This is a genomic window from Rhizobium sp. IY2 (assembly GCF_047532935.1).
Classification (GTDB): Bacteria; Pseudomonadota; Alphaproteobacteria; order Rhizobiales; family Rhizobiaceae; genus Rhizobium; species Rhizobium anhuiense.
Map to the genome: position 1 here is coordinate 1 of NZ_JBLKNU010000006.1, position 14,543 is coordinate 14,543.

Sequence of the window (14,543 nt, forward strand, 5' to 3'; positions counted from 1 at the left end):
GTTCGATGAACCGCTCTCCAATCTCGATGCCAAGCTGCGCGTCGACATGCGCACCGAGATCAAGCGGCTGCATCAGCGCATGGGCACCACCTTCGTCTATGTCACCCATGATCAGATCGAGGCGATGACGCTGGCGACCAAGATCGCCGTGCTGAAGGACGGCGTGCTGCAGCAGTTCGGCACGCCGGCCGAGATCTATAACAGCCCCTCCAATATCTTCGTCGCCGACTTCATGGGATCGCCGGCGATGAACCTCTTGACCGCCACCGTCGAAAACGGCGCCGGCGGGCTCGAAGTCTCGCTGGAGCGGCCGAATGCCGCCCCGCTCAAGCTCCCCGTCATGGCTGGCAACAATGGCCTGACCACCTATACCGGCAGACAGGTGATCTTCGGCATCCGCCCCGAGGCCTTGACCGATCCGGATGGCGCCGACCGCAAGGCGCGCATGCTGAGCGAGGGCGACTGCCTGATCGAAGTCGTCGAACCGGCCGGCTCCGACACCTTCGCCGTCACCAAGCTCGGCGGCAAATCCGTCGTCGCCCGCCTGCGCGCCGATGCCGGCATTGCACCTGGCCAGACAACCCGACTGGCCTTCAATCTCGATAAGGCCGTGTTCTTCGATCCAGAAAGCCAGGCGAGGATCGGGTGATGGCCGTCAGGCGGCCGTCACGCTTGTTGTCACCGGTGCGAAACGCGTAGAAACGACTTCGACGGTGATCTCGCCGGTGAAGCCCGTCGCCTCCAGCCAGAAGCCTGATGTGCCGCCCTGCAATGGCACAGTGGCCGGGCCGACGATCCTTGCCGGGCCGTGCACCTTCAGCGAAATGCTGTCATTCATGAAGGGCAGGCGCTGGCCGCTCTGGTCGAGGGCGCGGATGATGACGCGTGTGCTGTCGCGTTCGCGGGCTCTGAGCGTCGAACTGTCGGCAACGACCTCAAGTGTCGTCGGCAACGGATCGGCCGCCAGCGTCAGGCTGGCCACCGGTTTGCCGTCGATATAGCCGGTGAAGGTGCCGTCGATCCATTCGAGACCCCAGGTGCCGAGCTCATCGGCGGTGAAGTGGCGATGGTCGAGCACGACGGGCGGATGCGGCAGATGCGGGTAGTTTTCGCGGTCCGGGCCGATGCGTTTGGAAAGCGCGCCATATTGCAACTCCACCTCGTCGCAGTTGGTCAGGATGATCAGCGGCAGCACGCCGCCGATATTGCGTTCGCCACGCGCCCAGAAGGTTGCCGGCTTCATGACGATCTCGTCTGATGGATCGCACTGGCTGATATAGGCATAGGCCGCGAATTTCGGCTCGCGGAACATGTCCATGACGCCGTGATAGCAGATGCGGTCGCCGGAGCCGAAATCCTTGTGCGTGTTGTAGTCGAACATGCACCAGCCGATGGCGCCGGATATATCGGCATCGCCGTAGGCGGCGTTCAGCACGTCCAGGTGCCGGCGTACATGCTCGGCCTGGCGCTGCTCCTGATCGTAAATCTTCGTCGGGTGCATGTGGCCGTTGAACTCGGTGATGAGGTACGGCACCTTGTGGGACAGTCCGGTATTTTCCTGCTGGCCGCGCAGCGTCGTGCGAGGGCGGTTGGCGCCCGGCAGTTCCTCGTTGCCGAGGATGAAGTCGTTCATCGTGTAGACGTCCTCGAGCAGTTCGCTCTCGGTGATATAACGCACGCCGCCGGTCTGGCGGGTGCTGTCGAGCTCGCGGGCGAGCCGGTTGGTCTCGGCGTAGAAATCGTGATTGTCCTGCGATTCATTGATGCGCACGCCCCAGATGATGATCGAGGGGTGGTTCCAGTCGCGCTCGATCATGCGGCGGACGTTCTCGATCGATTCCTGCTGCCAATCGGCATCGCCGATATGCTGCCAGCCGGGGATTTCCTCGAAAACCAGCAGGCCGATCGTGTCGCAGCGGTCGAGGAACCATTTCGACTGCGGATAATGCGAGGTGCGGACGATATTGCACTTCAGCACCGTCTTCATGATGTCGGCGTCGCGCTCCTGGGCGGAGCGGCCGGCGGCATAACCGACATAGGGGAAGGCCTGGTGACGGTTGAGGCCGCGCAGCTTCAGCGGCTTGCCGTTCAGGAGAAAACCTTCCGGCGTGAATTCGGCGGTGCGGAAGCCGAACCGCGTCGAGACACGGTCGGAGCCGTGCTCGGTCCTGAGTTCGACGGTGACGTCATAGAGTGTGGGATCGGTGATGTCCCAGAGGGTGATGCCGGTGAGGCCGCCGAAGGAGAGCGTGGTGCGGCTGCCGATCGTTTCGGTGGCGGCGGTGGCGACCACCGTGCCGTCGGCCTGCTTCAGCGTGGCGGTGACGGTCGCCGAGAAGCTGCGGCTCTCGGGATTGGCGATATCGACGCGCACGGTTGCCGATTTCTCCGGGCGAAGAACGTCCGTGGTTTCGATCTTGAGATTGCGGATCGACACCGGGTCGGTGACCTTCAGCCAGACGTCGCGGTAGATGCCGGCATAGGTGAGATAATCGATGCGGCCGCCGAAAGGCGGAATGGCCGGGTTCTCGCTGCCGTCGATCTTGACGGTGACGAGGTTCTCTCCCCTGGCGAGCCTGCCGGTGAGGCGGGCCTCGAAGGGCGTGTAGCCGTCCTTATGGGCGACGATTTCCTCGCCGTTCAGATAGACGACGCTGTCGGCCATGGCGGCATCGAAGACGAGCGAGACCTCGCGCCCCTCGAACTCCGGCAGCCAGCGCAGCACCTTCTGATAGGTGAAGGCGCGCTGGTAGCTGGTCTCATCGAAATAGTTGAAGGGCAGTTCGACGGCGGTGTGCGGCAGGCTGACTGATTTGGCGGCATCGAAAGTTTCGAGCAAACGCTGGCCGAAGCCCTCATGGAAACTCCAGCCTTCATTGAAGGAGACGACGGAACGCATTTCAGGCTCTCCAGCTTACGGCATCAGGGACATTGCGGCGCCCTTCGGCGCGTGAAAATCTGGTCATCGGTATTCCTCCTCGATGCAATGGATGTGTGCCGCTATGCGGTCGAGCCCCAGCGGGCGGTGCAGGTGAGTGTGATGCTGTGCGGGCCTTCGATCTCGGCGTCATGGCGTTCGATCAGTTCGACGACGGCATCGATGAAGGCGACGTGGTCGAGGCTCAGCGTGGTGAGGTCGTTGCAATCCCAGGCGGCCATGGCGATGCCGTCCTGGCCGACGATGGCGATATCGTCAGGCGTGTTCTTGCCGATCACCCGGCGGGCGGCATCGCGTGCGCCGATCGCCATGACGTCGTTGCCGCAGATGATGGCATCGACCTTGTCGCGGTGCAGCAGCAGCACGGCTTCCTTGAAGCCGGAATCATAGGAATAGTCGCCGAAGGCCTGCGCCTCGAAAGAGAGGCCGCGCTTGGCGAGCGCATCGGCGAACCATTTGCGCCTGAGCTTGTCGATCCAGCTTGAATTGGTGCCGGAGAGGTAGGCGAAACGCTTCTTGCCGTCGCGGACGATCTTGTCGATGATCTCGTCGGCGGCCCCAGAGCCGTCGATGCGGATGCTGGAGACGTTTTCGTTGTCGAGCGGCTCGAAGGAGACGATGATCGGCTTCGTCGTGTGAAAGATGTCGACGGCATCCTGCATCGACACCATGTCGGAAAAGACGACGACGTGATCGACCTGATAGGTGGAGGCGAGGCGCATCAGCTGCAGCCGGTCGGAATGATCGGCGCAGCAGAGGATGATCGGCAGCAATTGTCTTGCCTGCAGGCGGTGGACGAGAAGCTGCTGTTCCTCGGCTTCGCAGGGGTTGCCGATCGCATTGACGACCAATGCGACGAGGCGCGAGCGCTGGTTGTTCAGCGAGCGGGCGATCGCATTCGGCTGGTAGCCATGTTCACGGGCGACGGCGAGGATGCGATCGCGGGTGGCGCTGCCGATGCGTGAATCCGGGGAGAAGGCGCGGGAAATGGTAGCGGAGGAGACGCCGGCGAGTTTCGCCAGTTCCTTCGAAGTGATCCGCCGTCTGTTCATTCCGCTCATCTTCAGCGCCTATCAGGCGACGATCCTGACGGAAGCGCCGTCGGCCGCTGCCGATTCCTTGATTGCATCCCATAGCCTAGCGAATCTGAGGCCCATTTCAACGGAGCCGGAGTTTTCCATCTTTCCCGCGCGAATGGCGAGGAAATTTTTCATCGGATTGCCGAGAATCTCGGCCTCCTCGCGCGGCTCGGCGCTCCGCCCGACGCTGATCTCGCGCCAGCCGCCCCAGGCATCGATGCGCACGATCGCCTTCGAATAGAAGAAGGTGATGTAGGAAGCGCAGCCCGGAGGGCCTTCGCCGGCGGCTGTCAATGTCGTCAGCGCGCCGTTTTTCAGCCGGGCGGAGACGGCGGTGGCGATGTCGACCTGCCTGCCGTGGTTGTTCATGTAGGCCGAAACGCTGTCGAAATCGGAATTGGCGAGCAGGCAGACGGTGTTCATCATATGGGCGCCGGTATCGAACATGAAGCCGCCGCCTGAAATTTCAGGCTGCTGCTTCCAATGACCATGATAGTTCGACGACCAGCTTTCCCAGATCATGCCCGATATGGCGATCAGTTCGCCGAATTCGCCGGCGAGCGCCCGCCGGCGCGTGTCGAGCACCAGCGGCGAGAGGCCGCCCTGGAAGGCAGTGACGATGGTGACGCCGCTCTTCTTCTGCGCGGCGATCAGCCTCTCGGCCTCGGTGACTGTCGTCACCATCGGCTTTTCGAGGAAGAGGTCGAGGCCGGCCTCGGCAACGGCAGTTGCCTGCTCGGCATGGAAGGCATGCGGGGTGGAGATGTAGACGATGTCGAGTTCGTCCCGGCACTGGCCGAGCATCTGACGATAGTCCTCGAAGCTCTTCGGTTCGGGGGCGCCAGCGGCGAGGCAGACGTCGAGCAGGCGCTGGCGCGAAGCCGCCGTGGTGTCGGCGAGTGCAGCAAATTCGATCTCCGGCATCTTGACCCAGCTCGTGGCATATTCCGCCGCCTTCAGGCCGGCACCAATGACGCCGAGGCGCAATTTCCCAGTCATGAAATTTCCTCCCTGATTGCATTTGTGCACACGATTACACAAACGTTACAGTGATGGCAATATTTAATTATATAAGTAATATCAGTATATTAAAACCCAATAACGAATCTTTTTAAAAACCATCTTGTCAGCATTGGGAATGCGTGTACATTTTCGCGGTCGGTGCTGGAGGGCGCCGTGTCTCTAAAAAAGGGAGGACTTCCGTTGAAGAAGATGGTTCTTGGCGGCCTGTGCGCCGTTCTGCTGAGCGCGGTTTCGACGCTGGCGCAGGCTGAAACAATCCGAATTGCAAATCACGGTCAGGCCGGCATCGACGCGATGAAGTCGACGGTCGAGCGGATCGAAAAGAAATACGGCGTCACCGTCGAGGTGATCGAATATCCGGCGCCGGACAAGGATTACCTGACGAAACTCCTGACGGAGCTCGGCGCCGGCAACGCCCCCGACCTGTTCTCCATCCCGACGACGGCCGCCGTCGCCGACATGGTGGAAGCCGGCTACCTCGCGCCGGTGACCAAGGAGTTCAAGGCCTGGGATGGCTACGCCAAACTCTATGATGTCGCCAAGGAGCTTGCCGTCAGCCCGGATGGAGAGACTTATGTGATGCCGTTCATGCTCGGCATCCAGGAAATCTATTATCGCAAGGACGTACTCGAAAAGGCCGGCATCTCGACCGAACAGCCGAAGACCTGGCAGGAGCTTCTCGATCGTGCCGCCGAAATCAAGCAGAAAACCGGCGCCTATGGCCTGCTGTTCCCGGCCGGCGTTTCCTGGGGAAGCGGTGCCTTCGACGAAGGCTTCCAGCACCTGCTCGTCGGTTCGAAGACGCCGCAGCTCGTCGATGCCGACGGCAAGCTCGATCTGAATGGCGAAGGCATCAAGGATGTCTTCAACGTCTACAAGGAACTGATCGACAAGGATCTGATGCCGACGCAGCCGCTGCTCGGACCCGAGCCCTGGGTCGTGCCGAAGTACCAGATGTTCCCGGAAGGCAAGCTTGCCGCCACCACCTGCGGCTCCTGGTGCTATATTTTCGACTGGGGCCGCGAGAGCAAAAATCCGATTCCCGACGTGACGAAGGTGGTCGGCACCTGGACAGTACCGGGCCAGAGCAGCGGCCAGTATGTGCTTGCCAATCTCGCCGCGCCGTGGGCGGTCAATTCCAAGTCGGCCAACACCGAATTGGCGATCAAGGCGCTGATGGAGATCGGCTCGATCGAGACACAGGTTTCCTACGCCGCCCGCATCGGCAATATTCCCGCCAGCAAGGACGCGGCCGACAATGCCGAGTTCCAGAAGCTGACGGAACTGGTTCCGATCCATGCGGCGGCCGGGAACGGCGTGTTCCTGAAGCAGGCCTCCGGCTTCGGCACGGTCTCCGAAGGTGTGGCGCGGGCCACCGAAGCGCTGCTGCGCAAGGAAACCGACGCCGCCGGCGCCCAGAAGATCCTTGTCGACTACGTCAAGGAAACGCTCGGCGACGACATGGTCAAGTAAGCCTCCGCTTTCCTTCCCAGCGAACGGGGACGCGGCGGCATCGCCCGCGTCTTCTCTTTCATTCGATAAGCCGGCTTCATTCGACAAGGTTGTGAGCTTCCATGGCCCGAAACTCTCATGAAAAGCGCGCCGAGCGGCAGTGGCTGCTGATCCTGCTGCCCTCGCTGGTGCTGCTTCTGGCCTTCGTCATCTATCCGGCCCTCTATTCCATCTATCTGAGTTTTACCAATGAGGCGCTGACCGGGGCTGCGGCGCTGCGGCCCCGCTTCGTCGGTCTCAGGAATTATACGCGGCTCCTCAACGACGCGAAGTTCTGGAACGCGCTGTTCGTCACCTTCGTCTTCGTCATCGGTTCGGCAGTGATCGGCCAGTTCGTGCTTGGGCTGATCTCGGCAATGGCGCTGCGCCGGCCGATCCGCTTCCGGCGGCTGTTCTCGTCGATCATCCTGTTGCCGAATGCCGCCCCTGAGGTCGTCGCCGGCTTCATGTGGATCTCGATGCTGGCCGGCGGCGACAATGCCACGCTCAGCCGCATCGTCAGCTTTTTCGGTGTCGCGCCGGCCGACTGGCTGCAGGTCTTCCCGCTGTCGATGATTATCGTCGTCAACACTTGGCGCGGCATCGCCACGGCGATGATCCTCCTGACCGCGGGCCTCAGCACCATACCGGGGGAGATTTACGAGGCGGCCCGCATGGATGGCGCCACACCGCCGCAGATGTTTCGCCGCATCACCCTGCCGCTGATGATGCCGACGATCCTGCTCTACATGCTGATCTCGGCCGTCTCCACCATTGCCGTCTTCGGCCTCGTCTATGCGCTGACGCGCGGCGGGCCGGGCGGGGCGACCGAGGTCGTCAGCATCTATATCTACAACCAGTCCTTCACGGCCTTCCAGCTGGGATATGGGGCGGCGGTCGCGGTCGTCGCGCTCGTCATCTCGCTGATATTGGGCATCGCCTATGTCCGGGCCATGAAGGTGGAGGTCTGACATGGCCGTCGTTTCCCCGAGCGAGACCGCAAACAAAGGCCGCTCCGACCTCGTCGCCTATGCGACGCTGTCGCTGATCTCGATCTTCTGCGCGGTTCCCTTCTTCTGGGTGCTGCTCGCCTCTCTCGACGGCAATGCGCAGCTTTTCCTGCACTGGCCGGAGCAGTGGACCTTCGCCAACTATATCAAGGTCTTCACCAAGGAGGACGGGGCGAAGTGGCTGTTCAACTCGCTCTTCGTGGTCGGCGGTGCGACGCTGCTGGTCATGGTGCTTGCCGGGCTCGGTGGTTATGCGCTGTCACGTACCAGGGCCTGGTGGAAGCTGCCCTTCCTCTACGCGATCCTGCTCATCCGGGTGCTGCCGCCGACGGCGCTGGTCGTGCCGCTCTACAAGTTCCTGCTGACGCTGAACAATGCGGAAGCGGCAGTGCTCAGGCCGATCTTCGGCAGCTATGCCCGCGACATCATGCGCTGGACCGGCTTTATCGACGGTTATCTCGGGCTGATCCTGGTGCTGGCGACCATGCAATTGCCGCTGGCGCTCTGGATCATGAAGACCTTCTTCGACGGGCTGCCGAGGGATTACGAAGAGGCGGCGCTGATGGATGGAGCGATACTGATCCAGCGCATCCGCCGGGTGCTGATCCCGCTGGCGCTGCCGGGGCTTGCGGCCGCCGGGCTGTTCGCCTTCATGTCGGCCTGGGGTGACTTCCTTCTGCCGCTGATCTTCCTGTCGTCACCGGAACTGCAGACGCTGCCGCTCGGTCTCTTCCGGGCCTTCCTGCGCATCAACGAGATCGATTACGGCCTGCTGACGGCTTTGGCCTTCATCTACCTGCTGCCTGCCGTCGTCGCCTTCGGTTTTGCGCGGCGCTTCCTCGTCCAGACATTCTCGGGCGGCGTGAAGGGCTGAGATCAAGAAAGAGAAACAGATGATCAATCTCAGAAACGTTCGCAAATTCTACGGCGCGCTCGAGGTCATCAAAGGCGTCGACATCACCGTGGAAGACGGCGAATTCGCCGTCTTCGTCGGCCCGTCCGGCTGTGGCAAGTCGACGCTGCTGCGGATGATCGCCGGCCTCGAAGGCATCGACGACGGCGACCTCATCCTCAACGGCAAGCGTATCAACGACGTGCCGCCCGACAAGCGCGGCATCGCCATGGTGTTCCAGTCCTATGCGCTCTATCCGCATATGAGTGTTGCCGAAAATATCGGCTTCTCCCTCAGCCTGAAGAAGGTGCCGGAGGCGGAAATCCGCCGGCAGGTCGAAGCCGTCGCCGAGATCCTGCAGCTGACCGACTATCTCGACCGCCGCCCGGCCGCCCTTTCCGGCGGCCAGCGCCAGCGTGTGGCGATCGGCCGGGCCATCATCAAGAAACCGGCGCTGATCCTGTTCGACGAGCCGCTGTCGAACCTCGATTCGGCGCTACGCGTGCAGATGCGCGCCGAGCTGCAGCGTCTGCACCGCGAGCTGAAGGCAACTGTCGTCTACGTCACCCACGACCAGGTGGAGGCGATGACGATGGCCGACCGCATCGTCGTGCTGAACAAGGGCCTGGTGGCCCAGGCGGGGGCGCCGATGGCGCTCTACCATCAGCCGGAGAATGAATTTGTCGCGACCTTCATCGGCTCGCCGAAGATGAATGTCATCCCGGTCACCGCGACGCAGGCCTCAGCGGGCAGGCTGCATCTCGACAGCCCGATCGGGCTTTCGCTCGATCTTGCCGATGCGAACGGGGTCGTGCCGCAGGGCGAGGCCAAGCTCGGCATCCGGCCGGAGCATTTGAAGATCGCGCCGGAGGGGCGGGGAAATTTCACCGCCGAGGTGGTCATCGTCGAGCGCCTCGGCGTCGAGACCTACATGACCGTCGGCTCGCCGCAGCAACCGATCGTGGTGCGCGCCGAAGGCGATATCGCGGTGCGGCCGGGCGACCGCGTGCCGCTGATGGCCGATCCCGCTGCCTGCCATCTGTTCGATTCCGCCGGCCGAGTGATCCGTCCGGCAACTGCCTGACACCTGAACCATCGCCCAAACATCGAGGAATGCCATGACAATCAAGGTCACCATCTGGAACGAAGGACGCCACGAACAGCTCCACAGGGAGGTCCAGGAGATCTACCCCGACCGTATCGACGGCGCGATCGCCGCCGGTATTGCCCATCCGGATTTCGAAATCCGCCGCGGCACGTTGGATGATCCCGATGAAGGCCTGCCGGACAGCGTGCTCGATGATACCGACGTGCTGCTCTGGTGGGGGCATATGGCGCATGACGAGGTCAGCGACGGGCTGATCGACCGCGTGCAGCAGCGTGTGCTGAAGGGCATGGGCCTGCTGGTCCTGCATTCCGGCCATCATTCCAAGCTCTTCCGCCGGCTGATGGGCACCAACGCCAACCTTTCCTGGCGCGAGACGCCGGATGGCGACCTCGAACGCGTCTGGGTGGTCAATCCCTCGCATCCGATCGCCGAGGGACTGCCGCCCTATTTCGAGGTCAATGCCTCGGAAATGTACGGCGAGCCCTTCGATATTCCGCAGCCGGACGAGCTTGTGTTCATCTCCTGGTATACCGGTGGCGAGGTGTTCCGCAGCGGCTGCACCTTCCAGCGCGGGCGCGGGCGCATTTTCTTCTTCAGCCCCGGCCACGAAACCTACCCGATCTATCACGACAAGATCGTGCATAAGGTGATCTCGAACGGCATCCGCTGGGCGCAGCAGAAACACACAGATGGCCGCATCCTGGAAAACTGGCATCGGGCCGAGCCGCTGCATGGGCGTCCCGACAGCTGAAGGCCTGACCTATGGATATTGTGCGCCGGTCGTCTTGATATAAATCGAATAGACCGAACGCGTCGCGGTGATGAAGAGCCGGTTTTTCTTGGGGCCGCCGAAGGTGAGGTTGGACACCGTCTGCGGCACCCTGATCTTGCCGAGCAGCGTTCCCTCGGGCGAAAAGCAGTGGACGCCGTCGGAGGCGCTCGTCCAGAGATTGCCTTGGACATCGAAGCGGAAGCCGTCGGGATTGCCGACGTCGAGGCTGCAGAAGTAACGGCTATTCGCAAGCCTCCTGCCGTCGATGACGTCGAAAACGCGGATATGGCGCGGCACGTCATGTTTTGCCGAGCCGGAATCGGCAATATAGAGCTTCGTCTCGTCGGGCGAGAAGGCAAGGCCGTTCGGCTGGATGAAATCTTCGACGACGGCGTCGATCGATCCGCTTGCCGGATCGATCCGGTAGACGTTGCGGGTCGGCTGCTCGGGCTCGGCCTTGTGGCCCTCGTAATCCGACAGGATGCCGTAAGTCGGATCGGTGAACCAGGCCCCGCCGTCGGAGTGCACGACGACGTCGTTCGGCGAATTCAGCCGTTTGCCCCTATAGCTGTCGGCGAGAACGGTGATGGTGCCGTCCGTCTCGGTGCGGGTGACGCGGCGGCCGCCATGTTCGCAGGAGACCAGCCGGCCCTGCCGGTCGCGGGTATTGCCGTTCACGTAGTTGGACGGTGAACGGAAGACGGAGACCGTCCCATCCGGTGTCCATCGCATCATCCGTTCATTCGGGATATCGCTCCAGAGAAGGCAGTTCAGGTCGGAAAACCAGACCGGGCCTTCCGTCCAGCGGCAGCCGGAATAAAGCTCCTCGAGGGCGGCGCTGCCGATGATCATTGCACCGAAGCGTTCGTCGCGGATCTCATAAATCGGATTGTCGCCCATGCCAGTTTCCTCCCTGAATGCTGCCGTTCTTTTCCTAGCGGCAAAAACCTGGAGGTGCCAGAGCCCAGCGACGGAATTGCCGGGCTCTGCCTTTCTCAGAGGGCTGCGACCGGATGCGGCGAGCCGTCGTAGGCGCCCCAGATCGACTGATCGAAGCAGATGACCGAGCCGGTCATCAGGCCGGATTCGGAAGACGACAGGTAAGCGAAGGCGCGCGCCACCTCGTGCGGATCGACGAGACGGCCGAAGGGCTGGCTTGCCGCCGCCTTCTCCAGCCAGTCGGCCGGTGCCTCGTGATATTCGCGCTGGATCCGGTCCTCGCCTTCGGAGGCCATCCAACCGATGTTCAGACCATTGACGCGGATGCGGTTGCGCAGCAGCGCGTAGGCGGTGTTCTTCGTCAGCGTTTCCAGCGCGCCCTTGGAGGCGCAATAGGCGGCGATGAAGGGCTGGCCGGCTTTGGCCGACATCGAGCCGATGTTGACGATGGTGCCTTCGATCTTTTCGCGGCGCATCACCTTTATCGCTTCCTGCATCAGGAAAAACGGCGCGCGCACATTGACGGCGAACATGGCGTCGAAGAGCTCCGGGCTGGTATCGAGAATGGTGCCGCGATCGGTAATGGCGGCGGCATTGACCAGCGCGTCGACACGGCCGAAGGCCTCATCGCAGGCGCGCACGACATTCTGCGCCTCCTCGACCTTGCCGAGGTCGGCCTTCACATAAACGACCCTGGCGCCGGTCACGTCCGAAATCTCCGCGGCCTTCGCATTACCTTTGGCTTCGTTGCGGCCGCAGATGACGATGCCCTTTGCGCCGCGCTCGGCGAAGAGGCGGGCGATGGTGGCGCCCAAGCCTTGCGTGCCGCCCGTAATGATGGCGATCTTGCCGTCGAGACGGCCGTGGTCTGTGCTCATGTGGTTCCTCCGTTGTGATGATGTGCGAATGGCCTCCCGCGGATGCGGGAGGCTTGTGTCAGTACGGATACAAGAGACTTACGCTTCCAATCAGCTCAGCTTCTTCTGCGCCTGCGCCGCAAGTGCTGCGGTAAAGGCCTCGTCGCTCCAGCCTTCCTTCAGCGCCTCGTGCATCAGTTGCGCCTGTGTCTTCGGCGCCAGTCCGCCGAGCGGCGGGTCGCGGTCGAGATTGGTCGGGAAGGAATAACCTTCGGCGCAGGCGGCGACGGCGTTGGCGATTTCATCAGGCGAGAGCTTTTCCTGCAAGCTCTTCAAGGCGGGAAACAGCCTGGCGCTCATCTTCTCGCGGTTGACGGTTTCCATCGCCCGGCCGAAGGCGGAGGAGACTTGCAGGAGGTTGGCGACACGCTTGATGTCGGCCGAGCGGTTGGTGCCGGCGGCATGGAAAAGGGCGGGATTGAAGAAGACGACGTCGCCTTTTTCGAGCGGCATCTGGACATGATGGGTTTCGAAATAATCGCGGAACTCCTGCCGTTTCAGCGCGAGATAACCGGGCACATAGGTTTGGCTGTGCGGCAGAAAGAGCGTCGGGCCGCTTTCGAGCGGCATGTCGCAATGGGCGACCGCGCCCTGCAGTGTCAGTACCGGCGAGAGCCGGTGCACATGCGCCGGAAACTGCTCGATCACCGCAGACGACTGAAAGCCGAGATGGTAATCGCGATGCGCCGACTGCGCCGCGCCGCCCGGATTGACGCGATTGACCTGCGCCGTCATCTGGTAGCTCGGGCCGAGCCAGGCTTCGCTTGCCAGCGCGATGATGGGATTGCCGTAATATTCGGCGAAATTTGCCGGATCGGCGAGGCAATGTTTTTCCAGCGAATTCCAGATGCGATCGTTGGCGCCAGGCTTGGCGAAGTGATCGCCGCCGCCGGTCGCGGTGCGGTGCTGCTCCTCGATGATCGCATCGAAGATCGTGCTGGCGCGGTCGATGATGCCGGTGTCTTCGTAAGCGCGCTTGAACACGACGACCCCAGGACCTTCGCTGAAGACCTCGCAGATTTCCGCCAACACGGCGCGCCGGCCTTCCGGCGTTGCGGCGGCTGCCATCACCTTGCGGCTGTCATAGATCAGCACGTTTTTTTCGACCGCAGACGCTGCGGGGTAATCGGCAAGCACCGTCGTTTTTTCCGCAAGGTCGCGAAAATCGTCGAGATCGCAGGCCTCTTCGCTCAGCCAGACGCGGTCGGCGCGCAGTGTCTGCGGGTTGTCGGTTTTCATGGCGGGCTCCTCCCTCTTTCCGATGGAGGCACTATACGCCGCGATGCCAGGTGATATAGATCAGAAATCCATCAAAAAACCATCAGGCCCGGCCATGGTCCATCGCTTTCTCGTCAAGGACATCGCCTTCCAGGCAGGCCTGAGCACCGCGACCGTCGACCGGGTGCTGAACGGCAGGCCGGGCGTGCGCCGGCAGACGGAGATGCGGGTGAAGGCGGCGATCGCTGAGCTGGAGAAGCAGCAGGCGGGGGCGATGGGCAGCGGGCGTGTGCTGGCGATCGATATCGTCATGGAGACGCCACAGCGTTTCAGCGATGCGGTGCGCACTGCCTTCGAAGCGGAGATGGCGGCCTTCCTGCCCGGCGTCTTCCGCTGCCGGTTCCATTTCGCCGAGGTGATGAAGCCGGCCGAACTGGTGCAGCTTCTCGATCGCATCCGGCTGCGTGGTACGCACGGCATTGTGCTCAAGGCGCCTGACGTCGCCGAGGTGGCTGCCGCGGTTGCCCGGGCGGATGCGGCGGGCATTCCCGTGGTGACGCTGGTGACCGACCTGCCGAATTCGGCCCGCATCGCTTATACCGGCGCCGACAACCGGGCGGCGGGAGAGACCGCCGCCTATCTGATCGGCGAATTCCTTGGAGACCATGGCGGCAAGGTGCTGGTGACTCTGTCGAGCGGGCGGTTCCGCGGCGAGGAGGAGCGCGAAATCGGCTTTCGCCGCAGCATCCGCGCCCATTATCCCGACATCGGCATTACCGAAATCAGCGAGGGGCACGGCACCGATGCCGCCACGGGAACGCTTGCGGCGGCAGCGCTTGCCGCCGATCCCGCCATCAACGCCGTCTATTCGATCGGCGGTGGCAACCGGGCGGTGCTTTCGGCCTTCGATGCGGCCCAACGTCCCGTCCGCGTCTTCGTCGCCCATGATCTCGATGCCGATAATCGCGCCCTGCTTGCCGCGCGTCGGATCGGCTTCGTGCTGCATCACGATCTCAGAACCGATGCGCGCTCGGCCTTCAGGGCGATCATGAGCCGGGCACAAGCGTCGGGGCGGGCGGTTTCGCCCTCGCTTTCAACGGTCGAAATCATCACGCCCTACAATATGCCCGCGGGCGATTGAGCCAATTGACTTTCC

13 protein-coding genes are annotated in these 14,543 nt (G+C 62.6%); 7 read left to right on the top strand and 6 right to left on the bottom strand.

Going from position 1 to position 14,543, the window contains the following annotated elements; translation table 11 throughout:
* The coding region (locus tag ACMUVN_RS19405) for an ABC transporter ATP-binding protein (RefSeq protein ID WP_414815390.1) at window positions 1-649 on the top strand (649 nt) is incomplete at its 5' end.
* 6 nt (window positions 650-655) lie between these two features.
* Here the strand turns inward: ACMUVN_RS19405 and ACMUVN_RS19410 are convergent.
* The 3 genes from ACMUVN_RS19410 to ACMUVN_RS19420 form a co-directional block, all read right to left on the bottom strand.
* Window positions 656-2,899 carry a glycoside hydrolase family 2 protein gene (locus ACMUVN_RS19410; RefSeq protein WP_183906222.1) on the bottom strand — a complete coding sequence of 748 codons (2,244 nt, stop codon included), beginning with the start codon at window positions 2,897-2,899 and terminating at the stop codon, window positions 656-658.
* A 101-nt stretch (window positions 2,900-3,000) separates the two neighbouring features.
* Window positions 3,001-3,999 (bottom strand): LacI family DNA-binding transcriptional regulator, encoded by a 999-nt coding sequence (locus ACMUVN_RS19415; RefSeq protein WP_047616168.1) that lies wholly within the window; start codon window positions 3,997-3,999, stop codon window positions 3,001-3,003.
* 12 nt (window positions 4,000-4,011) lie between these two features.
* Window positions 4,012-5,016: a Gfo/Idh/MocA family protein gene (locus tag ACMUVN_RS19420; RefSeq protein WP_183906221.1), complete on the bottom strand. Its 1,005-nt coding sequence runs from the start codon at window positions 5,014-5,016 to the stop codon at window positions 4,012-4,014.
* Between the two features lie 204 nt (window positions 5,017-5,220).
* Here ACMUVN_RS19420 and ACMUVN_RS19425 point away from each other — a divergent pair, with 204 nt between their 5' ends.
* The 5 genes from ACMUVN_RS19425 (at window position 5,221) to ACMUVN_RS19445 (ending at window position 10,292) form a co-directional block, all read left to right on the top strand.
* Window positions 5,221-6,513, top strand: coding sequence for an ABC transporter substrate-binding protein (locus ACMUVN_RS19425; protein ID WP_047616172.1), 1,293 nt, complete (start codon window positions 5,221-5,223; stop codon window positions 6,511-6,513).
* A gap of 101 nt (window positions 6,514-6,614) precedes the next feature.
* Window positions 6,615-7,502 carry a carbohydrate ABC transporter permease gene (locus ACMUVN_RS19430; protein ID WP_414815391.1) on the top strand — a complete coding sequence of 296 codons (888 nt, stop codon included), beginning with the start codon at window positions 6,615-6,617 and terminating at the stop codon, window positions 7,500-7,502.
* Between the two features lies 1 nt (window position 7,503).
* Window positions 7,504-8,415 (top strand): carbohydrate ABC transporter permease, encoded by a 912-nt coding sequence (locus ACMUVN_RS19435; protein WP_414815392.1) that lies wholly within the window; start codon window positions 7,504-7,506, stop codon window positions 8,413-8,415.
* Between the two features lie 19 nt (window positions 8,416-8,434).
* A complete protein-coding gene (locus tag ACMUVN_RS19440) occupies window positions 8,435-9,517 on the top strand; it encodes an ABC transporter ATP-binding protein (RefSeq protein WP_127430699.1) in 1,083 nt (360 codons plus the stop codon).
* 34 nt (window positions 9,518-9,551) lie between these two features.
* Window positions 9,552-10,292 carry a ThuA domain-containing protein gene (locus ACMUVN_RS19445; protein ID WP_414815393.1) on the top strand — a complete coding sequence of 247 codons (741 nt, stop codon included), beginning with the start codon at window positions 9,552-9,554 and terminating at the stop codon, window positions 10,290-10,292.
* A 9-nt stretch (window positions 10,293-10,301) separates the two neighbouring features.
* Here the strand turns inward: ACMUVN_RS19445 and ACMUVN_RS19450 are convergent, their stop codons facing one another.
* The 3 genes from ACMUVN_RS19450 to ACMUVN_RS19460 form a co-directional block, all read right to left on the bottom strand.
* Window positions 10,302-11,213 (bottom strand): SMP-30/gluconolactonase/LRE family protein, encoded by a 912-nt coding sequence (locus tag ACMUVN_RS19450; RefSeq protein ID WP_063475261.1) that lies wholly within the window; start codon window positions 11,211-11,213, stop codon window positions 10,302-10,304.
* A gap of 95 nt (window positions 11,214-11,308) precedes the next feature.
* On the bottom strand, window positions 11,309-12,130 hold the full coding sequence (locus tag ACMUVN_RS19455) for an SDR family oxidoreductase (protein WP_414815394.1): 822 nt from the start codon (window positions 12,128-12,130) through the stop codon (window positions 11,309-11,311).
* Between the two features lie 90 nt (window positions 12,131-12,220).
* Window positions 12,221-13,408, bottom strand: coding sequence for a phytanoyl-CoA dioxygenase family protein (locus ACMUVN_RS19460; protein ID WP_414815395.1), 1,188 nt, complete (start codon window positions 13,406-13,408; stop codon window positions 12,221-12,223).
* A 94-nt stretch (window positions 13,409-13,502) separates the two neighbouring features.
* On the opposite strand from ACMUVN_RS19460, the gene ACMUVN_RS19465 reads away from it, so the two are divergent.
* Window positions 13,503-14,528 (top strand): LacI family DNA-binding transcriptional regulator, encoded by a 1,026-nt coding sequence (locus ACMUVN_RS19465; RefSeq protein ID WP_414815396.1) that lies wholly within the window; start codon window positions 13,503-13,505, stop codon window positions 14,526-14,528.
* The last annotated feature ends 15 nt before the right edge of the window (window positions 14,529-14,543 follow it).

Coding starts and splice junctions, on each gene's coding strand:
- ACMUVN_RS19410 (WP_183906222.1), bottom strand. CDS start 2,899: ATGCGTTCCGTCGTCTCCTTCAATGAAGGCTGGAGTTTCCATGAGGGC.
- ACMUVN_RS19415 (WP_047616168.1), bottom strand. CDS start 3,999: ATGAGCGGAATGAACAGACGGCGGATCACTTCGAAGGAACTGGCGAAA.
- ACMUVN_RS19420 (WP_183906221.1), bottom strand. CDS start 5,016: ATGACTGGGAAATTGCGCCTCGGCGTCATTGGTGCCGGCCTGAAGGCG.
- ACMUVN_RS19430 (WP_414815391.1), top strand. CDS start 6,615: ATGGCCCGAAACTCTCATGAAAAGCGCGCCGAGCGGCAGTGGCTGCTG.
- ACMUVN_RS19435 (WP_414815392.1), top strand. CDS start 7,504: ATGGCCGTCGTTTCCCCGAGCGAGACCGCAAACAAAGGCCGCTCCGAC.
- ACMUVN_RS19440 (WP_127430699.1), top strand. CDS start 8,435: ATGATCAATCTCAGAAACGTTCGCAAATTCTACGGCGCGCTCGAGGTC.
- ACMUVN_RS19445 (WP_414815393.1), top strand. CDS start 9,552: ATGACAATCAAGGTCACCATCTGGAACGAAGGACGCCACGAACAGCTC.
- ACMUVN_RS19450 (WP_063475261.1), bottom strand. CDS start 11,213: ATGGGCGACAATCCGATTTATGAGATCCGCGACGAACGCTTCGGTGCA.
- ACMUVN_RS19455 (WP_414815394.1), bottom strand. CDS start 12,130: ATGAGCACAGACCACGGCCGTCTCGACGGCAAGATCGCCATCATTACG.
- ACMUVN_RS19460 (WP_414815395.1), bottom strand. CDS start 13,408: ATGAAAACCGACAACCCGCAGACACTGCGCGCCGACCGCGTCTGGCTG.
- ACMUVN_RS19465 (WP_414815396.1), top strand. CDS start 13,503: ATGGTCCATCGCTTTCTCGTCAAGGACATCGCCTTCCAGGCAGGCCTG.